General features: G+C 50.8%; 19 protein-coding genes. 3 read left to right on the forward strand and 16 right to left on the reverse strand.

Annotated elements, in window-relative coordinates:
• Positions 1–70: 70 nt before the first annotated feature.
• The gene (locus tag BN6628_RS18465; RefSeq protein WP_068619839.1) at positions 71–3,436 is read right to left on the reverse strand and encodes a GH36-type glycosyl hydrolase domain-containing protein; all 3,366 of its coding nucleotides are present in this window, start codon (positions 3,434–3,436) and stop codon (positions 71–73) included.
• Between BN6628_RS18465 and BN6628_RS26175 the strand changes: the two genes are divergently transcribed.
• Positions 3,430–3,681, forward strand: coding sequence for a hypothetical protein (locus BN6628_RS26175; protein ID WP_148449295.1), 252 nt, complete (start codon positions 3,430–3,432; stop codon positions 3,679–3,681). The genes BN6628_RS18465 and BN6628_RS26175 overlap by 7 nt on opposite strands.
• Before the next feature lie 552 nt (positions 3,682–4,233).
• Here the strand turns inward: BN6628_RS26175 and BN6628_RS18470 are convergent.
• The 4 genes from BN6628_RS18470 to BN6628_RS18485 are packed head-to-tail and all read right to left on the reverse strand — an operon-like array spanning position 4,234 to position 8,547.
• A complete protein-coding gene (locus tag BN6628_RS18470; protein WP_068619840.1) occupies positions 4,234–5,832 on the reverse strand; it encodes a type 2 periplasmic-binding domain-containing protein in 1,599 nt (532 codons plus the stop codon).
• A 55-nt stretch (positions 5,833–5,887) separates the two neighbouring features.
• Positions 5,888–6,790, reverse strand: a complete 903-nt coding sequence (locus tag BN6628_RS18475; protein WP_068619841.1) for a carbohydrate ABC transporter permease — start codon at positions 6,788–6,790, stop codon at positions 5,888–5,890.
• A gap of 18 nt (positions 6,791–6,808) precedes the next feature.
• A complete protein-coding gene (locus tag BN6628_RS18480; protein WP_068619842.1) occupies positions 6,809–7,768 on the reverse strand; it encodes an ABC transporter permease in 960 nt (319 codons plus the stop codon).
• A 14-nt stretch (positions 7,769–7,782) separates the two neighbouring features.
• Entirely contained in the window at positions 7,783–8,547 is a 765-nt protein-coding gene (locus tag BN6628_RS18485) for an alpha/beta hydrolase (protein WP_068619843.1), read from the reverse strand.
• A gap of 539 nt (positions 8,548–9,086) precedes the next feature.
• Between BN6628_RS18485 and BN6628_RS18490 the strand changes: the two genes are divergently transcribed.
• Positions 9,087–9,992 (forward strand): serine hydrolase domain-containing protein, encoded by a 906-nt coding sequence (locus BN6628_RS18490; RefSeq protein WP_068619844.1) that lies wholly within the window; start codon positions 9,087–9,089, stop codon positions 9,990–9,992.
• Between the two features lie 204 nt (positions 9,993–10,196).
• On the opposite strand, the gene BN6628_RS18495 is transcribed toward BN6628_RS18490, so the two are convergent.
• From BN6628_RS18495 to BN6628_RS18510, 4 genes are all read right to left on the reverse strand, one after another.
• Complete coding sequence (locus BN6628_RS18495; protein WP_068619845.1) at positions 10,197–10,931, reverse strand: class I SAM-dependent methyltransferase; 735 nt, start codon at positions 10,929–10,931, stop codon at positions 10,197–10,199.
• 237 nt (positions 10,932–11,168) lie between these two features.
• On the reverse strand, positions 11,169–11,564 hold the full coding sequence (locus tag BN6628_RS18500) for a hypothetical protein (RefSeq protein WP_068619846.1): 396 nt from the start codon (positions 11,562–11,564) through the stop codon (positions 11,169–11,171).
• Positions 11,565–11,703: 139 nt separating this feature from the next.
• A complete protein-coding gene (locus BN6628_RS18505) occupies positions 11,704–12,933 on the reverse strand; it encodes a sialidase family protein (RefSeq protein ID WP_082926974.1) in 1,230 nt (409 codons plus the stop codon).
• Between the two features lie 25 nt (positions 12,934–12,958).
• On the reverse strand, positions 12,959–13,327 hold the full coding sequence (locus BN6628_RS18510; protein ID WP_068619847.1) for a hypothetical protein: 369 nt from the start codon (positions 13,325–13,327) through the stop codon (positions 12,959–12,961).
• Positions 13,328–13,542: 215 nt separating this feature from the next.
• Between BN6628_RS18510 and BN6628_RS18515 the strand changes: the two genes are divergently transcribed.
• On the forward strand, positions 13,543–13,950 hold the full coding sequence (locus BN6628_RS18515; protein ID WP_068619848.1) for a hypothetical protein: 408 nt from the start codon (positions 13,543–13,545) through the stop codon (positions 13,948–13,950).
• A 117-nt stretch (positions 13,951–14,067) separates the two neighbouring features.
• Here BN6628_RS18515 and BN6628_RS18520 read toward each other — a convergent pair whose 3' ends face one another.
• From BN6628_RS18520 to BN6628_RS18550, 7 genes are all read right to left on the reverse strand, one after another.
• The gene (locus BN6628_RS18520; RefSeq protein ID WP_068619849.1) at positions 14,068–14,409 is read right to left on the reverse strand and encodes a DUF3889 domain-containing protein; all 342 of its coding nucleotides are present in this window, start codon (positions 14,407–14,409) and stop codon (positions 14,068–14,070) included.
• 117 nt (positions 14,410–14,526) lie between these two features.
• Positions 14,527–16,383: a glycoside hydrolase family 35 protein gene (locus BN6628_RS18525; RefSeq protein WP_068619850.1), complete on the reverse strand. Its 1,857-nt coding sequence runs from the start codon at positions 16,381–16,383 to the stop codon at positions 14,527–14,529.
• A 119-nt stretch (positions 16,384–16,502) separates the two neighbouring features.
• Entirely contained in the window at positions 16,503–17,885 is a 1,383-nt protein-coding gene (locus tag BN6628_RS18530; RefSeq protein WP_068619851.1) for an ABC transporter substrate-binding protein, read from the reverse strand.
• Between the two features lie 130 nt (positions 17,886–18,015).
• The gene (locus tag BN6628_RS18535; protein WP_068622439.1) at positions 18,016–18,804 is read right to left on the reverse strand and encodes a carbohydrate ABC transporter permease; all 789 of its coding nucleotides are present in this window, start codon (positions 18,802–18,804) and stop codon (positions 18,016–18,018) included.
• A gap of 66 nt (positions 18,805–18,870) precedes the next feature.
• Positions 18,871–19,791 carry a carbohydrate ABC transporter permease gene (locus tag BN6628_RS18540; RefSeq protein ID WP_068619852.1) on the reverse strand — a complete coding sequence of 307 codons (921 nt, stop codon included), beginning with the start codon at positions 19,789–19,791 and terminating at the stop codon, positions 18,871–18,873.
• A gap of 291 nt (positions 19,792–20,082) precedes the next feature.
• Positions 20,083–21,678, reverse strand: coding sequence for a response regulator (locus BN6628_RS18545; protein WP_068619853.1), 1,596 nt, complete (start codon positions 21,676–21,678; stop codon positions 20,083–20,085).
• A complete protein-coding gene (locus tag BN6628_RS18550; RefSeq protein ID WP_068619854.1) occupies positions 21,678–23,402 on the reverse strand; it encodes a sensor histidine kinase in 1,725 nt (574 codons plus the stop codon). Before BN6628_RS18550 ends, BN6628_RS18545 begins: the two co-directional genes overlap by 1 nt.
• Positions 23,403–23,454 lie beyond the last annotated feature (52 nt).

Consider the following 23,454-nt stretch of genomic DNA (forward strand, 5'->3'; position numbering starts at 1 on the left):
TTTATATAGGTCAAAATTATCATTCCAGTTCTCATGGAAAAGGGCGATCTCTTAAGATCGCCTTAAACTGCTATATAAAAATTTCAACCACATTGTGGTCGTCCGGCATCATTCCCTGCTCGAACAAGTCCTTCGAAATCCGCAGACCGCCCTCGCGGTAAGGGTTGCTTACCGCCGAAGCTTCCAGTTCGCGGCCGTTCAGCTTCACGCGGCGCTCGCCGGTGCCCTGCAAATGGTAAATGAAGGCCACGTCCTGTCCGTCGTAGCGGAATTCGAACCGCAGGCCATCCAGCTCCTTCGGCAGCACCGGGTCCACGATGAGATCCTGCTGCTCCTGGCGGATGCCGAGCGCGTTCGAGATCAGCTGATTCATGTAAATCCCCGGGCCGCTGGAGTAAATGCGCCATCCGCCTTTCACCTGCACGCTGCCGCTGCGCAGCTCATCAAAATGCTCCTGAGCGTCATAACGCGTGTTGAACTTCCCGTCAGAGCTGCTGAAATAAGCGTTGCTTTGACGCAGCTCGGCGTTCGGCACCACGTCCCGGATCCCGACCGGATTGATCACGTTCAGACCGTTCCATACATCATCGGCATGCCCGAGCTTCGCCATCGCTTCGATGAAGCGGATATGGGCATGAACATACTGCAGGCCCACTTCGCGCCCGAAGTTGGACGCCTGCTCCGCCCGCTTGAAGTGCGTGCTGACACCGCCGGCATACTGGGCAGGACGGTCCATTAGACGGACGCCGTCCGGGAAGAAGAGCTTCTCTTTAATCAGCTCATAATGGGCCTTCGCGTGCTCCGGATCCAGCAGCTCAGCAATCATACTGCGGGTCATCGGCAGCAAGCGGTACTGAATGCCGGTCTCCTTGTCGGTCGGATGGAGCATCAGCTTCGCCTCAGCCGGATTCTCCATATAGAGGAACCCAGGAATGACCTCCGTTCCGAGTATATATTTTTCGTAATCGCGCTTGATTCCCTGTGCCATATCATGAAGCTCCTGAGCCAATTCCGGCTTGGCGGATTTCAGAGCGCCTGATAGCTGGCTCATCGTCTGGTACGTCAGGGCGACGGTCCAGCTGCTGACCATGTACTGCTTCAGCTGGGCGTTGGCCGGCTGCAGCGTATCGTCCCAATCCCCATCCCCGTAGGAGGACAGATGGGTATCATGCAGGAAGTGGCTGCGAATGTAACCGATCTCCTTGTACACGTGATCCAGAATTGTAGCTGTTTCTTCGGTAAAATGGAACTTGTGCTTGACCGTATAAGGCACCTTCTCTTCGAGAATGTCGAAGTCTTCAGTCGCCCGCAGGTAATCGCTAAGCACCTTCAGCGGCCATACGATGATGTCGCCATGGCTTTCCTCCTGCTGGACAGTAAAGTAGTTGTCGAACATAAACCACTGCGGCCAGTTGCCGTCGTCTTCGTATTGATGGGAGTACACCATTTTCAGAATATCGCGGACCTGTTCGAACTTTTGCGTTGCCATAAAATACTCGGTCGGTCCCTGGCACACGTCCCGCGTTCCCCAGGCTGCGCCTCCGTATTGTTCCAAGCCATGCGGCACCGAATAATGGACCAACATGTTATGCGTGTACCACCAAGCCAAGGCGTTCACTTTAAAAAGATCCTTGCCTTCTGTGCCATCCCTGCCGGTTAAGCGGAATCCGTTCATCACGTCCCGGAAGAACTCCCGGTACTTCGCGATTTCATCCTCTGCGCTGCGGTTTGCCTCGGCAAGGTCTTCCCCATCCAGCAGCCCCTGCATCGTTAAAGTCCACTCCGCGGCAGCTTCCAGCTTGAGTGTTACCACCGACGCTTCTCCAGCCCGAACGCCGCTTGCTAGTGCCGTTTCATCGCTAACAGCCACCTTGGCGCCATCGATCCGCATGGTGTATTTCAGGTGCGGATAGGCGTCCTTCCGGAGCGCATCCTGGGCGCCGTGGAACGTCAGCACACCCGCCGATTCCGTCATGCGGACCGGCGCTTCGAACTCGTTGACATCCATGGTAACCTGGCTGGTCAGCATGAATTTATAGGCTTTGCCGCTCTCCGAGCGCACATGAAGGCGGACTTCAGGAGCATCCGCCGCAGCGAAATTGGTAATTACCAGCATGTCATCCGCTGTTTTGTAATACCAGCGCACGTAGTTGAAGCCGATCTCGAACAGGGACGGCATGGTCAGAAGACGGTACGCTCCCCCGATGTCCACATATATCCGCTGTCCTGCGGTTTTCGGCACGTTCAAGGCGCTGCGGGCATTGCTCATCATTTTGTTGAAGTTGGTATTGCCCACCACCAGATGGGAATTGAAAATGCCGTACATATAAGAAGTCGTTGTTACGACGTTGGCCCCCAGCTTCACGCTGCCGCCGCTCATCAGGATATGCCCGTGCGGACGCTCCACACGCAGCTCCTTCTCTTTCAGCACGACATGCTCATAGGTGTCGGTAAAGAACGCGAGAAGCTGTCCGTCCTCGGTTTCCTCCTCCTGTCTTCCAGCTGCTGGGAATAAGGCTTCGAGCTCCTCCGCGGTCAGCGGCAGGGTATGCAATGGTTCGCCGATTTCCGGATTCAGGCGGACCTTGGGCAGTTCGTGCAGGGAACCGGCTGAAGCAGCAAGACTCTCCTGCACCTGATCCCAGGCCTTCAGCACCTCATCCTTGAATTCCAGCTCGGTTACCGCAGCCGCATGATCCGGCTTGAACAAGCCGTAGAACACGAAGCGAGCTTCCCCGTCAAGCGTTACCGCTTCGGACTGGAGTGCCGTGTAGGCGAATTCGTATTGGTAGACCTCGCCTGCCAATTGAGGCTGGCTGAGGCAGGCCGGCACGTTCGTTTCTTTATAAGACAGACCGAAGAACTGGAAGCCGTCCGTAGAGAACCCCGCGGCACGCGTCAGCGAACCCTGCTGTATGTAAGGGAACGCTCCGCCCTGCGGCTGGTTTTGGCGCGAGATCACCACATAGCCGTGGTCTTTGTCTTCGAAGACCGTATGGTCGATATATTGGGACAGGTACGCCTCGTTACTGCGAACGGTGCCCGTATCCGCGTTACCGATATCCTGGCCGTATACAACGTCGATTTTGAGGCCATGGCCTGCCGTCCGGACGTCCCAGAACCATACGCCGAGCGGGCTAAGCGCAAACGTCACGCTGTATGCCACCCCTTCGGCTTCGCCTGTCCAGACGATCCGTCCCTCGCCTGTGCTGACCCGGCTATCCGAACGGATGCCAAGCAGCGGGTAGAAGCGGATAGCGGAATCATCATGGATGCGCAGATACAGATTATTTAAAGCTCCGTCAAGCGGGCTGCTCATTAGCTGGTTGATCATCGTTTTGCCGCTGACGGCCTGGAACAGGTCGCCGCTTTCCCAGAACGTAAAGATCAGCTCACCAGCCTGGACGTGAATCTTGGAATTCGTAATGGTTGTCATGGTTATTCATCCTCCTATCCACGAAGCCGACCGAACCTGTCCGGTACGGCTTCGAGGCAGCTTTTACAGTATTTTTCATCCTACATCGTCTTGTTGGTCAGCTCTCTCCAAGACCATGGCTGTTCTTTGTGTGCGCGCATGGTCGGCTGTTCATTAAACCATCTTATCTGGAACGACTCGCCAGAGTGTCCCGGCTGGTAGACCGTCAAACACCTGGAACGTTCCCGGATCGCTGGCTTGGGTAAGGTAGGAATGATGATAACGGAGCGCCAGCGGTCACCATCGATTCGGTGATCCCCAATGCCTCCATACAAAAATCGTATGATGTTCAGGCCTTCTGGACACGAATTGTCCGGCTCTTTCAGACCCCTTCTCCTTTCTCAGGAGCTTGCACAAAACCTGGCTGATAAGAGCAGCAAGGATACAGCTCGACCTTGGTTGTTTATCTTTTGTGCAAATTCCTCATTAAGAAAAGCGTCTATCGATGTACATTCATAGAAGACAGACCGCGTTTAGCGGAAGTTTTTCTTGCGAGATACTGATGCTTAACCTCTGAGGTCTATACTTGCTTATCTCTAAAGAAAAGCGTCTATCGATGTACATTCTATAATCTATAGAAGAATCATTACTGTCTCCCCTCCCTGTGGCCAGGCGGACCTAATCTTAATAGAAGAAACCCGCCCGGCACCACCGTGGAAGAGAAGAACCCGGCTGCATCAAATCTGCTGCACACCGGGTTCCTTAGACTCGGACTGCGTATAAGTGCTCTGTGCTTATCTTGATTTTAAATCTATTGGTTACTTGGCGAACTTGCTGTTCAGTTCATCCAGCACCGGCTGAACGAGAGACTGCTTGCTTTGTACCCATTTCTTCCAGTTTGCTTCCAGATCGCCGTTTTGCAGAATCAGGTTGGCATACTCGCTTTGGTAGTCAAAGGATGCCTGGCTCTTCGCCTTGGAATCGTACAGCTGCACATCCCAGTCGTAGGTTGCCAGCTTACCGCCTTCGCTGCCCAGCTTCGCTTTCTCTTTGAACAGCTCAACGGCGCGGTCGCGGTATTCCTTCTTGATTGAAGGGTTCACGATACTGAAGTCGTCGCCCAAAATGTACAGTCCTTCAAAACGTGCCGGATATTTGTCTTCCAGGGTCTTTCCTTCCGGAAGCAAGCTGACCGGCTCCTTCTTGTCATCGTACTTCCAGTCCTTACCTTCAAAGCCCATGTTCAGGAGCAATTGTCCTTCTTTGGTCGTCGAGTAATCGATGATATCCATGATGCGTTCAAATTTCTCTTTGCTGATTTTCGGCGAGAAGATGAGCGCGGACCAGAAGTTAGGCTGCTCCAGGTTGCGGTATTTTCCGTCGTCACCCAGAACGACCGCCGTATGGACGAGATCATCGCTGCTTACGCCCAGGTTCTTCTGCATATTCTTTTCCATGTCTTGTCTGTACGAAGCCAGGCCGCCCAGGGACATCATCGCAGCAACGCCTTTGACTCTAAAGTTGTCGCTGCCCTCGTTGTTTTTCCAAGTATAGAATTCTGGGTTGAGCAGGCCTTCTTTGTATGCTTTTTGCATCAGCTTCAGACCGGTCAGCGTCTCCGGATCGGCTGGTCCCCAATGGAACTTGCCGTCTGCTCCCTTGTAGAAAGCTGATTCCACACGGGAATGCTCGCTGTTGGCCATGATGATATTAGTCAAGGCATCATCCGCCGTATAAGAAATCGGAACAAGCTTGGAACCGACCTTCCCTGGATCTTTCTCTTTGACCAGTTCCGCATAATGGATCAGTTCGCTTGTCGTATAAGCATCCTTCAATTCAAACCCGACGGCTTTGGCCCAGTCCTTGCGGATGGCGATGACGCCGATTTGGTTCACAAGCGGATCAGCCGGCTTGTTTTGGAAGTACACCGGTTTTGGCAGAATGTAAGTGCCGCCTGTCAGCTGTTCCAGCTTGTCGCCTAGGCCGGTCAGCTTGTAGGCCGCCGCCACGTTCGGCCAGCGCTCTTTCCAGTCATCCGGGAATTTGTAGAGCAGTCCCTGATCGACATAGTTCACGAAATCGCCGTGCACATAGTTCCAGCTGGCCACGTCAGGCAGGTCGCCGGAGTTGATCCACAGGCGGAGCTTCTCCGGCCAGGAATCCCATTGTACATAGTTGTAATCCCAATCGACGTTGAATTTGTCCTTCCAGTACTTGTGGAACTCGTTGTCGAGCACGCCGGGTTTCACTTCCGTGGTCTGTGCGACGGAAATTTTCAATTTGTCCTTGTAACCTCCGGCCGCGTCTTTTTGGTCACCACTGGTTGATGCCGAGTCTTTCCCGCAGGCTGTGACCGTCAGCATAGCTGCAGACAGTACAACAGCCAGTAGCGGCTTGAACATTCTTTTTGTGTTCATGTTTTTTCCCCTCTTTTTGATCAGATTTTTTTGCGGTAAAAAATCTATTGTGTAATCAGGTCTTGATAGCCCCTGTTAACACCCCTTTGGCGAAGTGCTTTTGCAGCATCGGGAAGAAGCACATGATCGGCACCATCGTTACGAAGACCGAGGCCATCTTCATTCCCGTGGAAAAACCGGATTTGTTCAGGGCGTCCACGCTGCCCGCATTCGAAACGTTTGTCGTCGATTCGACGATAATGGTCCGCAGGACGTTTTGCAGCGGAAGCATATCCGCTTTTCGCAGGAAGATCATCGCATCATACCATCCGTTCCAGAAGGCTACGCCGTAGAACAGCGTAATGGTCGCCATAATCGGCGCCGCCAGTGGAAGGACGACGGAGAACAGGATGCGCCATTCGCCCGCCCCGTCAAGCCTTGCTGATTCCATCAAGGATTCCGGCAGGCCCTGGAAGTAGTTCATCATCAGGATCATATTGAAAGCGCTGAAGCTTCCTACCAGGATGACGGACCACAGGGAACCGGTGAGGCTCAGCGATTTCATAACCAGATACAGCGGCACGATTCCGCCGTTAAAGATCATGGTGAACAGGACAAGGAAGAAGATGAACTTTTTCCCTGGGAATCTGTTGCGGCTGAGGCCGTAAGCCATCGTAGTTGTCAGGAACAAGCTCAGCGGCAGCCCGATCACCAGAATTTGAATGGTGTTCCAGAAGCCTGTCAGCAGCCTTCCGTCTTGGAACAGCTCCCGGTAGGCATCCAGTGTTGGATGCTTCGGCCACAGCATCATCGGATTATCTGCATATTCCTTCTGCGAGGCGAGTGAGACCGCGATCACGTTCAGGAACGGAATCAAAATGATTAAAGCCAGAACAATCAGCACTGTAAACAAGATGTAATCGAGAAGCGTCATTTTACCGATCCGGTATTTATGCCGTTTCTCAGCATGCGTACTCATCTCTTTAACACTCCTTTCCTAACGGAACAATCCGTCTCCGCCCATCAGTTTGGCCACGCGGTCCGCAGCAAGCAGCAGAATCATGTTCACAAGCGAACGGAACAAGCTAACCGCCGTCGAGAACGAGAAGTCCGTCGAAGACAGGAACGTGATCCGGTAAATGTACACGTCGAGCACCTGGGACACGTTCTGCGTCGCCGCATTCGCCAAGTTGAAGATCTGGTCGAAGCCGGCGGACATCAGGCCGCCCACGTTCAGGATGAACATGACCGTAACGGTTGGCAAAATGTTTGGCAGCGTAATTTTGAAAATTTGCTGCATCCGCGAAGCGCCGTCGATCTGCGCCGATTCATATTGGTCCTGGTCGATCCCCGAGATGGCCGCCAGGAAGATGATGGCCCCCCATCCGGTGGATTTCCAAATGTCTGTCAATATCAGCATCGGCAGGAACATTGGCTCGGAGCCGAGGAAGTTGATCGTTGGAAGTCCAAGAAGCTGCAGCACGCTGTTCAGCAGACCGTCATAAGAAAGGACATTGATCACGACCCCTGAGACAATGATCCATGACAGGAACTGCGGAAACGTAAAGATTGTCTGGAACAGCTTCTTCGTCTTCCGCATACGGAGCTCGTTCAGCAGGAGCGCCAGCAGAATCGGGAACGGGAAGGTGATAATCAGCTTGATAATGTTGATGTACAGTGTTCTCCACACCGCTTCGGCAAACATGGGGTCGCGAAAAACATACTTAAAGTTCTCCAGGCCGACCCAGGGGCTGCCCCAGATTCCCATGTTGGCTTTGTAATGCTTAAATGCTAGCGACAAGCCGCCCATTGGCAGATAAGCAAACAGGATCAACCAGATTAGACCGGGAATAAGCAGCGTATACGTCATCCGGTGCTTCCAAATTTCCGTAAACAGATTGCCGGTTTTGGAACGCCCCTTTGTATTTTTGTTTGGCCCTAAGGCTGCAGGTTTCAATTGGCATCTCCTCACTATTCTTGGGTCTTGTCTTTAAACAGAAAATCAAAAGCTGTCTTCAAATGCTCTTCCCAAAAGAGCCAGTCATGCGTTCCCGTTCCTTCAACGTACCGGAAATCGAACGGGCTGTGCTCCATGTAGCCGGCAAACTGCCGGTTCATCGCCACGAACGGGTCTTCCGAACCGCAGCAGCACAGCACCTGAGGCAGCCTCCTGCCCTCTTCGATCAACTTCGCGGACAGCGCATACAAATCCTGATCCGGCTTCACCTCAAGCTCCGGTCCGAAGACGGCCTGCATCTCCCTGCGCATCCCTTCCGGCATCTCCGGGTCGGCCAGACGCTGGCGGATGTCGGTCGGGCCCGAGAAAGATACCGCTTTGGCATACCGCTCTGGATAAGTGAGCGCGCATTTGAGCGCTCCGTAGCCGCCCATCGACAATCCCGCCACAAAAGTGCTTGCAGGATCAGTATTCAAATGCAGAAGGCGTCTGCACAACTCCGGGAGCTCCTCCGTAATGTAGTGGAAATAGTCCAGCCCGTAAAACATGTTGGTATAAAAGCTTCGTCCTGCTTCCGGCATGATCACCGTACAGCCGTACTTCGCCGCATACATTTCCACGGTCGTCAGGCGGTGCCAGGTGCTGGCGTTGTCCCCCGCTCCATGCAGGAGGTACAGCGTGCTTGAAGTGGGGACGCCGGTATCGACCGGAGAGATCACATGGATGTTGGTCGTCATCCGCAGCGTTGGTGAGCCGGTATCGATCATTAAGTGCGCCACTTGTAACCCCTTTCATTTCAGTTCGACTGCTCTATTGTGTTGTCCGCCTTAGTCAGCGGCAGCCCCCTTACGGAAAGCCGGTTCGGCTGAGCCGATAACGGACAGTTTCGGCCCGTCATTGGTTCTTGTGATCACCATTCGCGTTCCTGCCAAGCAAGATCCGATTTCAGCCTCATCAGGCGTTATCGGGGTAGATGCTGCAGGTCGTTAATAGCGATGAAAGCGATTTTTCGAATCGTTTCGATTACATCATAATCCCGTTGCCTAAACCTGTCAACAATCTTTTTTAAAAAGGCCCAGCGATCTGTATTTTTGTGCAAATCCCTGATTTCCCCTGCGTTAACAAGACAAAATCCTCAACGAAAGATAGACAGTAACCGCTTACAAATTATGGTTGACAAGAGGGAGCGATCTGTAATAATCTCAAGATTAACGAGTAAATATGAAAACGTTTCTATAAATTTCATCCTGTTCCTCACGGCCGGAACGGCATATGACCTGTTTTAGTCATGGGAATCAAGCGGAAGGAAGGCTTAACGATGACATTTCAAATCGGCGGTTTTGTCGATTACCTCAGCAGGAGAAAACTGAACGTCTTATCTGTCCGGGTGCTGCAAAAGGAGCAGCTGCTGGGGCAGTGGGACAGGGATAGTGACGCCCGCCGGCTTCAGCATTCGGTTAGCAAGTCCTTTACAAGCATGGCGGTCGGACTTGCCGTTGCCGAAGGAAAGCTGACGCTGGATGCACGGTTAAACGATTTTTTCCCGGATTACGGGAAGTCGGTAAAGGATTCGCCCTATCCTCCGGGAGAGCTGACCCTTAGGAATCTGCTCCGGATGACCTCCGGCCACGATGCACCGCCACTCTCTGTGGAAGAGCGGGAAACGCTGCAGGAGAAGGATTGGATCAAATATTACATGTCTCTGCCCTTGGACCGGCTGCCCGGAGAGACCTTCACATACAGCAGCGGCGATACGTTTATGGTCTCGGCCATGGTTCAGGCCGCGGTCGGGGAGACGGTACGCGACTATTTGGTGCCGCGGCTGTTCGAGCCGCTCGGCATCGGGGATGTCCGGTGGGACACGTCACCGCTCGGCATCACACTCGGCTGCACCGGGCTGTGGCTCAGCTGCGAAGAGCTGAGCCGGTTCGGCCAGATGCTGCTGCAGAAGGGACAGTGGCAGGGCACCCAGCTAATCCCGGAGGAATGGATCGGCGAGGTTACGCGGAAGCAAATCGATACGCCGGGAACGGCAGACTGGGGCGCGGGTTACGGCGGCCAATTCTGGATGTGCACGCACGAAGCCTACCGCGCTGACGGCATGCACGGACAGTTCTGCGTCGTCATCCCGGACAAAGAGGCTGTGATCGCCATCAACAGTGACGAGGATGATATGCAGGGCATTCTTGATGCCGTCTGGGCGGATATTTTTCCCCAGCTCTAAGCGGATTACATTTTCATGATATGTCAGAAAATACAACAAAACGGTGCGTCCTATTTATAAGGACAGCACCGTTTCTCTTGCTTGGGATTGGAATCTGGATCTTACATGTCTGTCATTCCATTAACAAAATGACCCTTTTGATTCGAAACGTTCCAATTCGGTGAACCCCGACTCTGCGTAAAACACAGGGCGGGGTTGTTACTTTTAATAACGCTCTACAGAAGCTAAGAAAAACATAGGACGGCGGGTCTCTTCCTGCCAATCCGGATTTCTCTTCAGCATTTCTTCCGTCGGCTTAAGCTCGGAAATTTCTTTAATAACAAAGCCGGCTTGGATTAAGGAATTGATTATAGAAGCCACAGTTCGATGATACTTGACCACTTCGTGATCTAAAAAAATGGTTCGCCGTAGTCCTACCTGGTGATAGTGGTCAACTGGCCAGTGCAATTTCTCCCCTTGTGGCCCATAGAACCAGGATTGCTGCGCAAGAGCCGTATAGATTGGATGTTCAACGGACATCACAAAGCTGCCTCCCGGCACAAGACAATGATGGATTTTGCGGCAAATAAGATCGAAATCTTCAACATAGTGAAGGGCAAGAGAGCTTATAACTACATCAAACTCCCCTTCGTTGAAGTCAATATCCTCAATCGCAAGGCGGCGGTATTCAATGTTTGGATCGTCAGTCATTATTCTGGCGCGTTCCAGCATGTTCCCAGACAGATCGATTCCCACTACGGAAGAGGCTCCCTGTTCACGGGCAAATCGGCAGTGCCAGCCGAAGCCGCACCCCAAATCGAGCACCTTTTTATCCCGCAGATCAGGCAGCATGGACCGGAAAGCCCCCCATTCCCCGGCAGCGTCTAATCCCCCGGTGGAACGGGCCATTTGACTGTAGCTTGTAAAGAAACCCGTCTCATCATATTTGTTTTGCTTCATGATTATATCCTTTCCTGGCAGCGGCCAGCCCGACTACCAGCAATTATCAGCCCTTGTGTTTCTATAATCTATTCTAAATTAAGGGAGCAGCACCGTACAATTGTATACTTTAACTTAAATCAAATTATACCCTTAGCCTAATCAGAGTCCTTACCCTACTAAGACTCCCTACACTTCTATCACGACTTTCTATCAAACCACACAAAAAATCCGCGGAGCCTTTCCCGCGGACTACCACTATACATGAACAGGCTTAGTCAAGAGATGTTTCTGGAATTCTAGCTCCCCACGCACACGGTCAAACGACAGCTGCGGCGAAGAATCCCAACTCATTGAATCCTGCTTAATGTGGGACAGCACTTCCTCACAGCTTTGGTTAAACCTCTCCGTAGCAGAGTGACCTGAACTGGCCAGCATTTCAGCGGCCTCTTCCACAAGCATGATGTACACGGAATACAGCTTGCATTGAGCTTTCCTTCCCCGCTGTTTAAGCTTCGACCAGGTATAGGCCCCCGTGTCTACCACTTCCACCGATCCCTCCATATAACTCAGTTCAGAGTACTCAAGAAGGAAAATCCGAAGCTCATCTTCCACAGTCTGGTAGCGTTCCAACAAAGATTGCACATTGTTCATAAATCGCCCCAATCTCACTTCTAAATGCGGCAAGGGCCCCCTAATGCCACAGCGACCGGGAGCCCTTGAAACTTCTAACGCAAATAGTAAGTTGACCTAAGTATACCTTAGCTGGGATAAAAAGTATACCCATTTCCATTTATGTGGAAAAGTAGATATCCTGCTTCCCTGTGGGTGGAGTCGTTGCATTCCATACTGCAGCCAGCGTATCCGGCAGACTTGTGGCCGCCGTAATATAATCCCCGATCAAGGCCACCGGCGTTGGAAAGTTGCCATTCGGATCGAAAGACGCGTCGGTAAGGCGGCGGTTCGTAAACGATCCTCCCCCGTTAAAAGATTCCGCCACGAACACATCCAGAAGGAAACCATTGACTCTATTCGTGTAATAGATTACCCTCACTGTCCCCGTGGAGGGCGATACCGTAATCGCGGGGAAAAAGTTCTGGGTTCCCGGTGGTGCACCGGTAATGCTCTTCGGTATTGACCAAAGCTGTCCGTCCGGTGAGATCGATAGAAATATATCCGCATATCCGTTCCGGTAATCATTCCAGGCGGCGTAGACGTTGCCACTCCCAAGGCCGCTTGAAATATCCGCCCCCAGTGTCAGATTCGTCTGTACGCGGAAGCCGTATCCGGTAACTGGAAGCGGAGATGGCACTGGGACCACAGATGAAATCAGGAGTGATTCCCTCGCAATATCCGGGTAATAGCTCACTCCTCCGTTATAAGAAATCCGCAAATTCGCCTCAGGATTCACAGGTCCGGTCAGAATGTACCCGGAGTACACCTCGCCAGACAGGCCAATAGCCACAGCCGCCCTGTCATGAAATCCTCGTGGATCACTCAATCTCTGCGGAGTCTCCCAACTAGCTCCTTCATTCAGAGATCGCTGGATAAAAATTGCGGAGTAGTTGAACAGCGGAGTGTAGCTTACATAGGCATTTCCCCGATATGGACTGCCCGGTGAACGGTCCACCGCAATAAACGGTTCATCATTATGGATGATCGTGCCATATCCCCGCTGTACAATCACAGGCGGGTTGAAATTGGCTCCGTTATCAAATGAAGTATAACTGACAATCGTTCCGTCATTGAAGTCATTATACACGTGGCAGGCCACTATGAAAGTATTAGGAAAGGTATAATCAATCGTCGGGGCCTCGGCACTTGCATACCCTGACGGCTGTGGAAGAATCGCACTGGCCCACGTCTGGCCCCCATCCGTTGACCTTGACACGCCGATCCGTCCGGTCCCCAGGCTGTCATCCACATAGACAACACACATAAAGTTAGCCAGTACCGAGTTTACTGCTATGGAAGGCTCGAAATGATTGCCCGGCAGAGCCGCGGTAATATTTACGACAGGCACAGGTATCGCCTCCTTTCACATAGATTTAAGGAAGATTCGTCAGCCGGTCAATTTGGCTCATTTCCCATTGCAGCACTCTCTGCACAACGCCTCCAACCGCATCCAGACCAAATACATTGACCACCGCGCTTGTTGCACTGAAGTAATCCATCTGCACCTCATAATACACTGCCGCGTTCAGCGGATACGTAAAGCTCTGAACAGCCTGCGGGGGCAGCGCAATCAAGTTATGGCCCAGCGGGGTTCTCGGCCCATCCGCGACTCCCCATTGGAACACCTCAAGTTCAATGTTGGCTGTCAAATTGGCGGAATCATTAATGCAGACCACCAGGATCTGGCCTGCTGCGGTAGGGACTGTTGAGGGATTATATATCGCTCCGGTTGTATACGGCATTCTCCATCCTCCTTTCGCGGATTCGTCACCAAGAGCCGCATCAAGACAGGCGTTCAGCCTCTTATTTATAAAATATGCAAATGGCCGGACAGTGAACAGGCATTCAGGCAATAACTTTCGCTGTCTATTTGCGGGCATGGCCAAATAAACAAGAAGATAGGGAAACTCCGCATATCCTGTCGGTGTAGGATATTCCCCCCGCAGGAGGTGATTAGATGACTCTATCGATCGTTGATTTTGGAAGAAGTATTCCTAACAGCTATACCTTCTCTACTAATATTCCTCTTGTCGCCACGCCAAGCGCCAACACCTTGGCCAACTTCGGCATATTGGCTTACACAGGTGGCCTGGTTGAACTTCACGCAAGCATAGGACTGCAGGCCACGGCTGGCTCCCCATTTGTTCTCCTGTCCATTATCCGGGATGCCACTGAAATTGCCACAACCCAAACCGCTATCTTCACCAGTTCAGCTTTGGAGACGTTAAGCTTTACATTTGTGGATACGAACGCGGTGAGCGGTTACCACTCCTATATCCTTCAAGCCTCCGTCTCGAACAACTATGCTGTTAACAGAGCGAATGTTATTGGCCCTATTGTATTCACTGGCACTTCCCTGGTGTGACACGAATGGCTTCCTGGAATGCATACCTAGAATTCCCCCTGATGCACGTTCCTAGGTTACCTTCACCGTGACACAGCAAAGCCGGAAGCTCATCATGAGCCTCCGGCTTTGTAATTCCTATTCCTGATGATTCCCAGCTTCCTTATAGCTGATATTCAGAAGTTCACCCGTGTCTTCATTAAACCTCACATTCACATATACCCCGAACTCCTCAGCGGGCTTCTTAACGATAAGCTTAAATTGCTCTTCGTAGACGTGGTCACGGAGCGTTTTGCGCCCGATATGCTTGTAGTCCGTAATCTCGGCATTATACTTCTTCTTCGCCTCAAGAACGGCTACCCGTCCCCACTCCGCATAGGACGGTTCTGCTTGGGCATGATGAGTTCCCCAAACTGTCACGCCTGAACTTAATAGCAGCCCCGCGATTAGTGTAACTACCCATCTTCGCGCTGATTGCATGATCCATCGCTCCTGTCTTTTGGAATTGAGCTTATTATATGGATCTTTGTGAAATATTAACCGGATTGCGTATATCACGAGTGAGCTTATTCTATTCTCTAGAAGCTGCGCTGTATTCTAATCTTCGTTTATTTCTTCTTGCACAAAATTAAGCACCCGTTCATCCAGCTTCGCCGTGTCCCCAAGATCCGGCCTGTCATTAAACTGAACCGCAGGTACGCCCGGACAAGCATGCAGCTCGAAGATCACAATTTCATTGGTCCCCTGCTTGAGCAAAGGCCCCGGTACATATAAAGCCTTCTGAGGACCGGCCTCCCAATACCGACCTAAATTGAATCCATTGATCCAAGCCACGCCCTTCTTCCATCCGTCCACCCTCAGGAATGTATCCCCGATGATGTCCACCTCAAAGTGTCCACGGTAGAATGCCGGCTCTTCCCGTACTTCTTCTGCTGTCTGAGCTTGCCCTGTCCCCTGCACCGCTTCGGTTCTTGTATAAACAACCTTGGACAGGCATTCGGGTTTCATCGGAAGCGGCTGCACCGTCCAATTATATTGGAACTGGTTATCAAGTAGCACACCCTCCGTTATGCCTTTAGGGTCTCTTAAGTAAGGGCCGTAATTTACCCGTCCCATGTTCTCGACCAGAATATCCAGCCGGGCTCCCTCCTCCGGCACGCAGATATCCAGCGGCTGTGGGTTCCAGCGTTCCACCAAACCCAGCAGCTGCCCGTTCAAGAACACCTGTGCCCGGTCGCGGACTTCCCTGATATACAGCTTCTGCCCGGTACGCGGTCCCCGGACCCAGGTTGAATACAGAATGAATCCGTAAGATTGGCCGAGTTTCTCCATAGGCAGAATCGAAGGGCTGTCCACCCGGCTGCCGGACCAGCTCTCAAGCTGCAGCTGACTGAACAACGTCCCTTTTTCCAGGAGCTGCACCGTTCCATAAGCATGCTTCGCTGCCGGTTCGGGAAGCGGGCTGGCCGGACTGGCCCCATGCTTCAGCATAACTTCACGGACAGCCTTATACTTAGGGGTTATATCCCCCCACTCAGTGAGAGGAGAGTCATAATCATAACTGGTTACGGTAGGCTCATAGGTGTGAATATGATTCGCTCCATTATAAAATCCAAAGTTGGTGCCCCCGTGGAACATGTACAAATTAACCGATGCTCCGCTTTCAAACATCTCATCCAGCACCGAGGCCACATCATCCCCGTCCCGGACATGGTGCGGCTCCATCCAGTGGTCAAACCATCCATTCCAATACTCCATACACATCAGCGGTTCATTCTTCCTGTACTCCCGGTACTTGTCAAAGGACTCTTTCACCCGTGAGCCGAAATTCACGGTAGCATGCACACCCTCAATGGTTCCTCCAATCAGCATCTCATCCGCAGGTCCATCTGAGGTGAAGAGCAGCACATCTATGCCCCGGCGGATCAATCCGTCCCTCAAGTATTCCAAATAGGCAGTGTCGTTCCCGTAGCTTCCATATTCATTCTCCACCTGGACCGCGATAACCGGCCCGCCGTGGGTGGACTGAAGAGGCACGAGCCTTGGAATAAGCTCGTCATAATAGCGGTCCACTTTGTCCAAATAGGCTTTATTCATACATCTTAGCTGGATTTCATCATACTTTAACAACCATGCCGGGAGTCCACCAAATTCCCATTCCGCACATATATAAGGGCTGGGCCGGACAATAACACGCAGTCCGAGCGAACCGGCAAGTTCAATGAACTTGACCACATCGGCCATTCCAGTGAAATTGAACCCTCCCTCTTCGGGCTCATGCACATTCCAGGCAATATAAGTCTCCACAGTATTAAACCCACAGGCCTTAAGCTTCTCCAGCCGGTCACGCCAATAGTCCGGCACCACGCGGAAATAATGAATCGCTCCTGACCAAATCCGAATAGGCTGCCCATCTAGCAGGTACTCCCCATTGTTCCAATCCAATCGGCTCATGTTTCTTCCTCCTTGTCCCTTCTAGGGTCTTGAGTACAGAAGAGCTTGGAGCGGCCTTTGGAAATCTCACTCCAAGCGCTCCAAGCTCTTGATGGTATTTGCGGATCGGCAGATATGGACTATTTGGATTCTTTCTCTTTAATCACTTTTGTCGCTTCATCTACCATCCACTTCTGAACTTCTTCAATAGGGGTGTTCCCCAGCATGAACTTGCTGAACCCATCGTCCTCAATGCTCATCATCTCGGAGTCGGTTGTGCTGACAACCTGAGAAGCTTCCAAAAACTGATTATGCTCTCCGAAGAGGGTGCTCTTCAGGGAATTCACATCATACATATTGCTGTTCTTGCCAATCAGACGGTTCAATACGGCATTGTTGTCGGCTTTCTTCCAGCCGGAGAATTCCATCTTCGAGTCGGAATCCACAGTGGTCATAAAGCGCATCAGCTTGAAGGATTCCTCTTTGTGCTTGGAGCTTGCGCCCATTACAACATGGTTACCGCCGACAAAATATTTTCCACCTTCATAATCCTTAGGCTCGGCATTCTTAGGAGGCAGTGGCACTGGAGCAAAAGCTGTCTTGAACGTGTGCGGATACTGCTCCGTATTCCCCGGATCCGGTGTCATGAAGCTGCCGGACAGAATCATAGCCGCATCCCCGTTAAAGAATTCCGTACGGTAATTCAGCTTGGCCGCAAGCACATCTGAGTATGGCTTGGCCGATTTATCAACGGTCTCCATATCCTTGCGGAGTTGGAAGAAATACTTGTAAGTAGGATCAGAGAAGTTCGAAGTACCATCCTCGTAACGGAATGGGTTCTTCATAACAGTCTGTGCAGGGGCGTTCATGTACAATTCCCAAGTATGGAAGTAAGAGCCGTAACGCTTATCGACGCCTTCTCCTTTGGTCAGCTTTTTCGCATAATCCCGGTAGTCATCCCAAGTCCAGCCATAAGTCGGAACCTTCAGTCCTGCTTCGTCCAGGGCATCCTTGTTCAAGAGCACATATTGATAGCTGTTCGTAAGCTGCATGCCATAGTACTTGTCCCCAATCTTCGGATTAACATAATACTCGTCCTCAGGAACCAGATTGTTTGTTTTATAGTAATCATTCAACGGGGCAAGAGCGCCTCTGGCCGCCCGCTCGTTAACAGCTCCAAGGCTCGGCATGGCCACTACATCCACCGCTTCACCGGAAGAGATCAGGAAGTCCAGCTTCTTCAGCATTTCCTGGGAGTTTCCCGGTACCAGCACCACATGCTCTACCTTGATGTTTGGATTCTCCTGCTCGAACTGCTTCAGCAGGGCATCCGTCTTTGGCGTCTGATCCGCATTATCCCAGTTATAATATTTAATCGTAACCTGTTCGTTTTTTCCGCCGCTTCCGCTATCTGCAGCACTAGTGTCCGTACCCGTTTTGCTGCCACATCCGCTTAAGAGGAGTGTGAAAGTCAGCATCAGACATGCCGCGATGGAGAGCTTGCGTTTACCCTTTTGATTCATATGTGTTATCCCCCTTTGTTTAAGCGTTTGTTAACCGCTTACATCGTTTAGTATAAAGACTGCGCTGCCTTGCCAAGTGTGTAATTTTGAGGTGTGAAGATAACATTTTTGACTTTTTGACACAGACTGCTTAACCCTTGACTCCGCCTAAAGCGATTCCGTTAATGACCTGCTTCTGAAGAATCACAAAGAGGATTAGCAGCGGAACGATCGCAGACAGTGAGGCCATCATCATTATGGCATCGTTGTTGGTATAATCATCCCTGAACAATGTCATTCCTAGCGGAATAGTATACAAGTCCTTGCTCAGCAGGAAGATCAGCGGATTCTGGTAGTCATTCCAGGTCCAGATAAATTTGATAATCGCCACGGTCGCCAAAACCGGTCTGCACAGCGGAATCATGATCGATACGAACGTCCGCATATGACCTGCCCCGTCGATTCTTGCGGCTTCAATGAACTCATCGCTTACCCCGGCCATAAATTGGCGCAGCAGGAAAGTGAAATAAATCGAGAACATGCTCATCAGAATCAACGAGCCATGGGTGTCATAGAGACCGATCCAGCGGATGAGCAGAAACCGTGGGATCAGCGTCGCCTGATCCGGAATAATCATGAAGGAGATCAGCGCAAGGAACACCAGATTTCTGCCTTTGAAGCGAAGCTTCGTTAGAGAATAGGCCGCCATGGACGAGATGACCAGGGTGATCAGGGTAACGATAACCGCAATTTCGATTGAATTAAAGTAGAACTGATAGAAGGGGACGCGCCCCATCCAGACTGTTTTAAAATTGTAAACCACATTTATGGATTTGGGTATCCATTCAATCGGGAACCTCATGACATCCTTTTCAAACTTGAAGGCGGATGAGAGCATCCAGATGAACGGGGTTAGAAAGAAGATGGACAACCCGGCCATAAGCACGGTAATTATCAGTTTGGAACCATTTTTCTTGATGTATTGCACCTATATTCCCTCCTTGATCTAGATCGCATCGTCTTGTCTCAGCTTCCATGTAGCCGCGGTGATCAGCCCGATAATGGCGAACAGCAGCCAGGAGATAGCCGAGGCGTACCCCATGTTGTAATTTTTGAAGCCTTCCTCATAAATCCGGAATACAAGTACCGTTGAAGCATTGTCCGGACCACCTTCGGTAAGGAAAGAAATAATATCGAACACTTTGAACGAGCCGATCAGCATCGTAATGAACAGGAAGAACGTCGTTGAGCGGAGCAGCGGAACCGTAATCCTGAAAAATTTCTTCAAAGATGTGGCTCCGTCAATCTCTGCTGCCTCGTACAGCTCGTTAGAAATATTGGATAATCCGGCAAGGTAGATGATGATTGTGTATCCAAGCCCTGCCCAGATACTGATGATCGCAATCGATATCAGAGAAGTCTTCGGATCAACCAGCCACTTTGGAGGGTTCTGGATTCCGAGATCCATCAGAAACTGGTTGATTGGACCCAATGACGGGTGGAAGAGCGCACTCCATACCGCAGCAATGGCAATAATGGAAGAGATATACGGAATGAAGAATACAACTTTGAAATAGTCCTTCACGTATACCTTGCTGTGAATCAGGACAGCCAGCACCAGGGCAATGGCGATGGGAATTGGAACCGTCAGCACGGTGTACAGTAAGTTATTCTCGAGCGCTTTCAATACAGTAGGGTCCTTGAACATTTGAATATAGTTATCCAATCCAGCGAACTTAATGCCGGAGACGCCTGACAGCAGGTCCCACTTGGAAAAACTCAAGTACAAGGAGAAGCCTAATGCGAACACGTTCAGCATGATCATTCCTATGATTTCCGGTGCCAGAAACAACCAGCCAATCAGAGCTTCCTTCCGCTTGGGGCTCCAAAATTTTCGGGCCTTGTGAAGTTGTTCTGGAGCTATCATTGGTTTTGCAGCTTCCACTTTGTATCACCTCAGCAATTTAATATGTTGGTATGTAATTATGATAAAATATTGCCCTTCTCTCCAAGGGATGGATTATGACCAGGAAGGAGTAAAATTTTGACCTCTTGCCAAAAGACCTTGTTTTAAGCCAAAGCTCTATAAAACGAACTTTAAAAATTAGTCGTAAGAGCACTCGGCTCGCAGCGCCCCCAAGGGTAACCTTCATAAAGTCATTTTATATAGACACAAAAAAATAACCTGTCCGTTATATCGGAACAGGTTATTGCTCAATTAGTGCTTAACCGGGGTGTACTTGGCCTTATATTCGCTTGGCGTCAGCCCCATATATTTCTTGAATACTTTCGAGAAATAGGTTCTGTCTGAATAACCAAGCTCTGCGGCAAGATTCTCCAAGGTCTGGCTTGACGATTTCAGCATCTTGGCGGCAAGCTTCATCTTGTATTGATGAGTATAGTCCGTAAAATTAACCCCGGTCAGCCGCTTGAAGTACCGGGAGAAGTAACTTGGATTCAAATACAGATAACGAGCGATATCAATCGAAGTCACATTCTCGGATAAATGCTGGTCGATAAACTGCTGGATGACCTGCAGCTTCGGCTCCTGCACACCAGTATGAGTGTCCTTGGGCCGTTCATGGGCAATGCGGGTCAGCTTATGGCTGACCAATTCGGCCACATCCCGCAGCGTTCTAGCTGAGCTTAAATAGTAATAATACTCCTCGTCCGACCGCCATTTAGCGAATAGCAGCTCTACACTGCGAAGTAGTAGAGAAATCTCCTGAATGAACTCGCCGGGCTCAATCCGGCTTCTCTTCGCTGTGTCTTCCAGCTCCCGCATGATCCGATGGATCTCCCCCTGATCATTCTTTAATACCACGCGTTCCAGCTCAGACTGGTAGGGTTCAAGAAATCCCTGGGGTGAAGGATGATATGTCTCTGGTCCGAAACGATCCAGGTTAAGATCCGTCTTCCCGGAGTCGGCCTCATAGAAACCGTACTTGGTTTGGCTTAACCGTTCATACCAGGTTCCAACCGCCGGCAGCTCAAGCTTGTCCTTCACGGTGACCGTGTTCAATTGAACCTTAATTAGCCTTTCACACTGCCATCTCAGCTCCTGCAAATAATTCTCAAAGTTCTGATGAGTGTTCTCGACTAAATTGAACCGGTAATTATATAAAACAATCAGGTTGTTATCTTGTCCCATAAACGTCGTGATTCCCTCGTAAGACGCGGACAGTTCACTCGCAATGTTGCCGATAGCATACCGGATTACAGACAGATTGCTGTATTGATAATACTTCACGTAACTGGAGAAATGAATGCTAACGATCCCGAACATAAAGCAAGGGTAGCTCCATGAGATACCGATCCTTGAAGCGTAGGAGGCCGCTGCATCCAGGCCAACCCCATCAAGCACTCTTTGCCACAAAACTTGTTTAAGCAGCTCCTTGTTGTGATTCAGCACCTCATTATCCATTCCGGTAGTCCGCAGCTTGATCATTCCAAGCGACTTTTTCAGGCTTGACGTCAGCTGATCAGGGGTCAGCTGATCCTTTAACAGATAATCATCGGCATTCAGCTTAATCGCCTGCTGCGCATAATGAAAATCCTCGTGGCACGTTAGAAAAATAACGCGGGTCTCCGGCTTCAATTGGGTGAACACCGACGCCAGCTCAATTCCGTTCTGCTGGGGCAGGCCGATATCCGTAATTACGATATCCGGCAAGCTCTCCTTGAACAAATGTAATGCTTTTACACTGGAATAAGCAGTTCCCACGATCTTTAGATCGAGTTCCTCCCATTCAATCATTCTTTGCAGTACTTTCAGCATCGGGACATCATCATCAATCAACATTACTTTGTGCATTATCCCTGACCTCCCTGTAAGAAAGCGACTCTGTCCGTCACCGGTATATTCAGATAGGCTGTGACGCCGCCTTGGCTGTTACCTCCTAGATGAATGAAGGCCTCTGTTCCATAGGTTAACTTCAACCTCTGCACCACATTGATCAAGCCGACTCTTGGATAAGAGCCGAGCTGCTCCGGATCACCGGACTGCAGCCGCTGGTTCAGCACAGCCAATTGCTGCTCTTCCATGCCCTCCCCATTGTCTCCGATCTCGATCATAATCTGGTCCGCCTCTCTCTTTGCGCTCACCCGGATTCTCGCATTAAGGTGATCTACCAGTCCATGCACAATAGCATTTTCAACCAGCGGCTGAAGCAGCAGCTTCGGGATAACGAACCGGGCCAAATCAGGCGGAAGCTCCACCTGAAGCTCCAGCGGAATTTCATTGCGGATCTTCATAATATCGACGTAATGACCGAGCAGGCTGCACTCTTCCTGAAGTGTGGTTGGTTCATTAATCTTCAAATAGGCACGGAGCAGACTCATCAGGGAGTCGATAATTCCACTGTGCATCCGATCCTCCTGGAGCAGCAGACTGCACTTGATGGAATTCAGCGTGTTCATCAGGAAGTGGGGCCTGATCTGCATGAACAGAGCTTCAAGCTCCATAACCCTCTTCTGCTCCTGCTCCTGCTCAATATCCAAGATCAGCTGCTGAATCTGATCCAGCATTCCGTTCAGACTGCTTCCAAGCTCGGCAATATCATCTTTTCCCTTGACATCCAGTCTCACTTCCCGGTTGCCTTTCACGAACTGGCGGACCACCCGCTGCAGCTTAAGAATCGGGCTGTGCAGCCTCTTGGCGAAGACCATCGACGTAAACAGGAAAATAATAAAGAACAAAATGACCCCGCCGATCCCGGCATAGAACGTGCGGGAGATTTGGCCGGTGAACACTTCCTTGGAAGCCCCGTATACAAGCGTCCAATCTGTTTTATCCAGAGCCACGACCGAGCGCAGCCCTGAGTCCGCAGTATCCTTCGAAACGCGAAGAGGCAGCTCCGCACTCCCGGTAATCCGGCTTCCAGACGCGTCGAACAGGGCCAGCTTGCCGAACTCCACAGGCTTCAGCACCCCTTCGAAGTAAGAAGCGGATATGCTGATGAGAAGTACGGATACATAGTTACTCTCGGCATTGTCCCGAATCACCCTGGCGATGTAATAAGCTCCCCCGCTGCCCGAGGGGTCACGGACCATTCCCAGCCATTGAAGGGCCTCCGGTTTGTTCAGGTCTACCCGCTTGAACAGCCCATCAATGCTGCCGTTCACTAAGATCAGATCATCCGCTGTGGAGGAAATGACGAACTGCCGCCGATTGATCAGGTACATTCGGATATTATTGTTCAGCGGTTTGGAGGTGATCAAGGAGAAGCCGTCCTTGATCTGGGTATAATTAACATAATCGTTATAAGTTCGGATTCGGTCCGTATCCGCAAATTTTTTCAAATATGTTCGGAAGCTCGTATCGTTGACAATGAAGTGGGAGGCGAATGTTACGTCATCCACCGTCTTGCCAATTTCCTTCACAATCACATTCAGCAGATTCTCATTACTGAGCTGCAGCTTCTCTACCATCGTCTCCTTAATTAGGACAAAAGAAATGACCGACACCGTTAATACTGGCAGAATAATGAACAGAAGAAACGACAATTGAATTCTGCGGTAGTAAGTCAGCTTTAGCATTAATTATCGCGCCTCTTTCATGCTGCATAATGTACTATTATAGTGCAGTAAT

Source organism: Paenibacillus tuaregi (genome assembly GCF_900086655.1).
GTDB classification, from domain to species: Bacteria; Bacillota; Bacilli; order Paenibacillales; family Paenibacillaceae; genus Fontibacillus; species Fontibacillus tuaregi.

Bases quoted from the DNA above. Each gene is read 5' to 3' on its own strand.
- BN6628_RS18470 (WP_068619840.1), bottom strand. From the start codon at position 5,832: ATGAACACAAAAAGAATGTTCAAGCCGCTACTGGCTGTTGTACTGTCT.
- BN6628_RS18550 (WP_068619854.1), bottom strand. From the start codon at position 23,402: ATGCTAAAGCTGACTTACTACCGCAGAATTCAATTGTCGTTTCTTCTG.
- BN6628_RS18465 (WP_068619839.1), bottom strand. From the start codon at position 3,436: ATGACAACCATTACGAATTCCAAGATTCACGTCCAGGCTGGTGAGCTG.
- BN6628_RS18545 (WP_068619853.1), bottom strand. From the start codon at position 21,678: ATGCACAAAGTAATGTTGATTGATGATGATGTCCCGATGCTGAAAGTA.
- BN6628_RS18520 (WP_068619849.1), bottom strand. From the start codon at position 14,409: ATGCAATCAGCGCGAAGATGGGTAGTTACACTAATCGCGGGGCTGCTA.
- BN6628_RS18490 (WP_068619844.1), top strand. From the start codon at position 9,087: ATGACATTTCAAATCGGCGGTTTTGTCGATTACCTCAGCAGGAGAAAA.
- BN6628_RS18540 (WP_068619852.1), bottom strand. From the start codon at position 19,791: ATGATAGCTCCAGAACAACTTCACAAGGCCCGAAAATTTTGGAGCCCC.
- BN6628_RS18535 (WP_068622439.1), bottom strand. From the start codon at position 18,804: ATGGCCGGGTTGTCCATCTTCTTTCTAACCCCGTTCATCTGGATGCTC.
- BN6628_RS18475 (WP_068619841.1), bottom strand. From the start codon at position 6,790: ATGAGTACGCATGCTGAGAAACGGCATAAATACCGGATCGGTAAAATG.
- BN6628_RS18500 (WP_068619846.1), bottom strand. From the start codon at position 11,564: ATGAACAATGTGCAATCTTTGTTGGAACGCTACCAGACTGTGGAAGAT.
- BN6628_RS18530 (WP_068619851.1), bottom strand. From the start codon at position 17,885: ATGAATCAAAAGGGTAAACGCAAGCTCTCCATCGCGGCATGTCTGATG.
- BN6628_RS18495 (WP_068619845.1), bottom strand. From the start codon at position 10,931: ATGAAGCAAAACAAATATGATGAGACGGGTTTCTTTACAAGCTACAGT.
- BN6628_RS18515 (WP_068619848.1), top strand. From the start codon at position 13,543: ATGACTCTATCGATCGTTGATTTTGGAAGAAGTATTCCTAACAGCTAT.
- BN6628_RS18510 (WP_068619847.1), bottom strand. From the start codon at position 13,327: ATGCCGTATACAACCGGAGCGATATATAATCCCTCAACAGTCCCTACC.
- BN6628_RS18525 (WP_068619850.1), bottom strand. From the start codon at position 16,383: ATGAGCCGATTGGATTGGAACAATGGGGAGTACCTGCTAGATGGGCAG.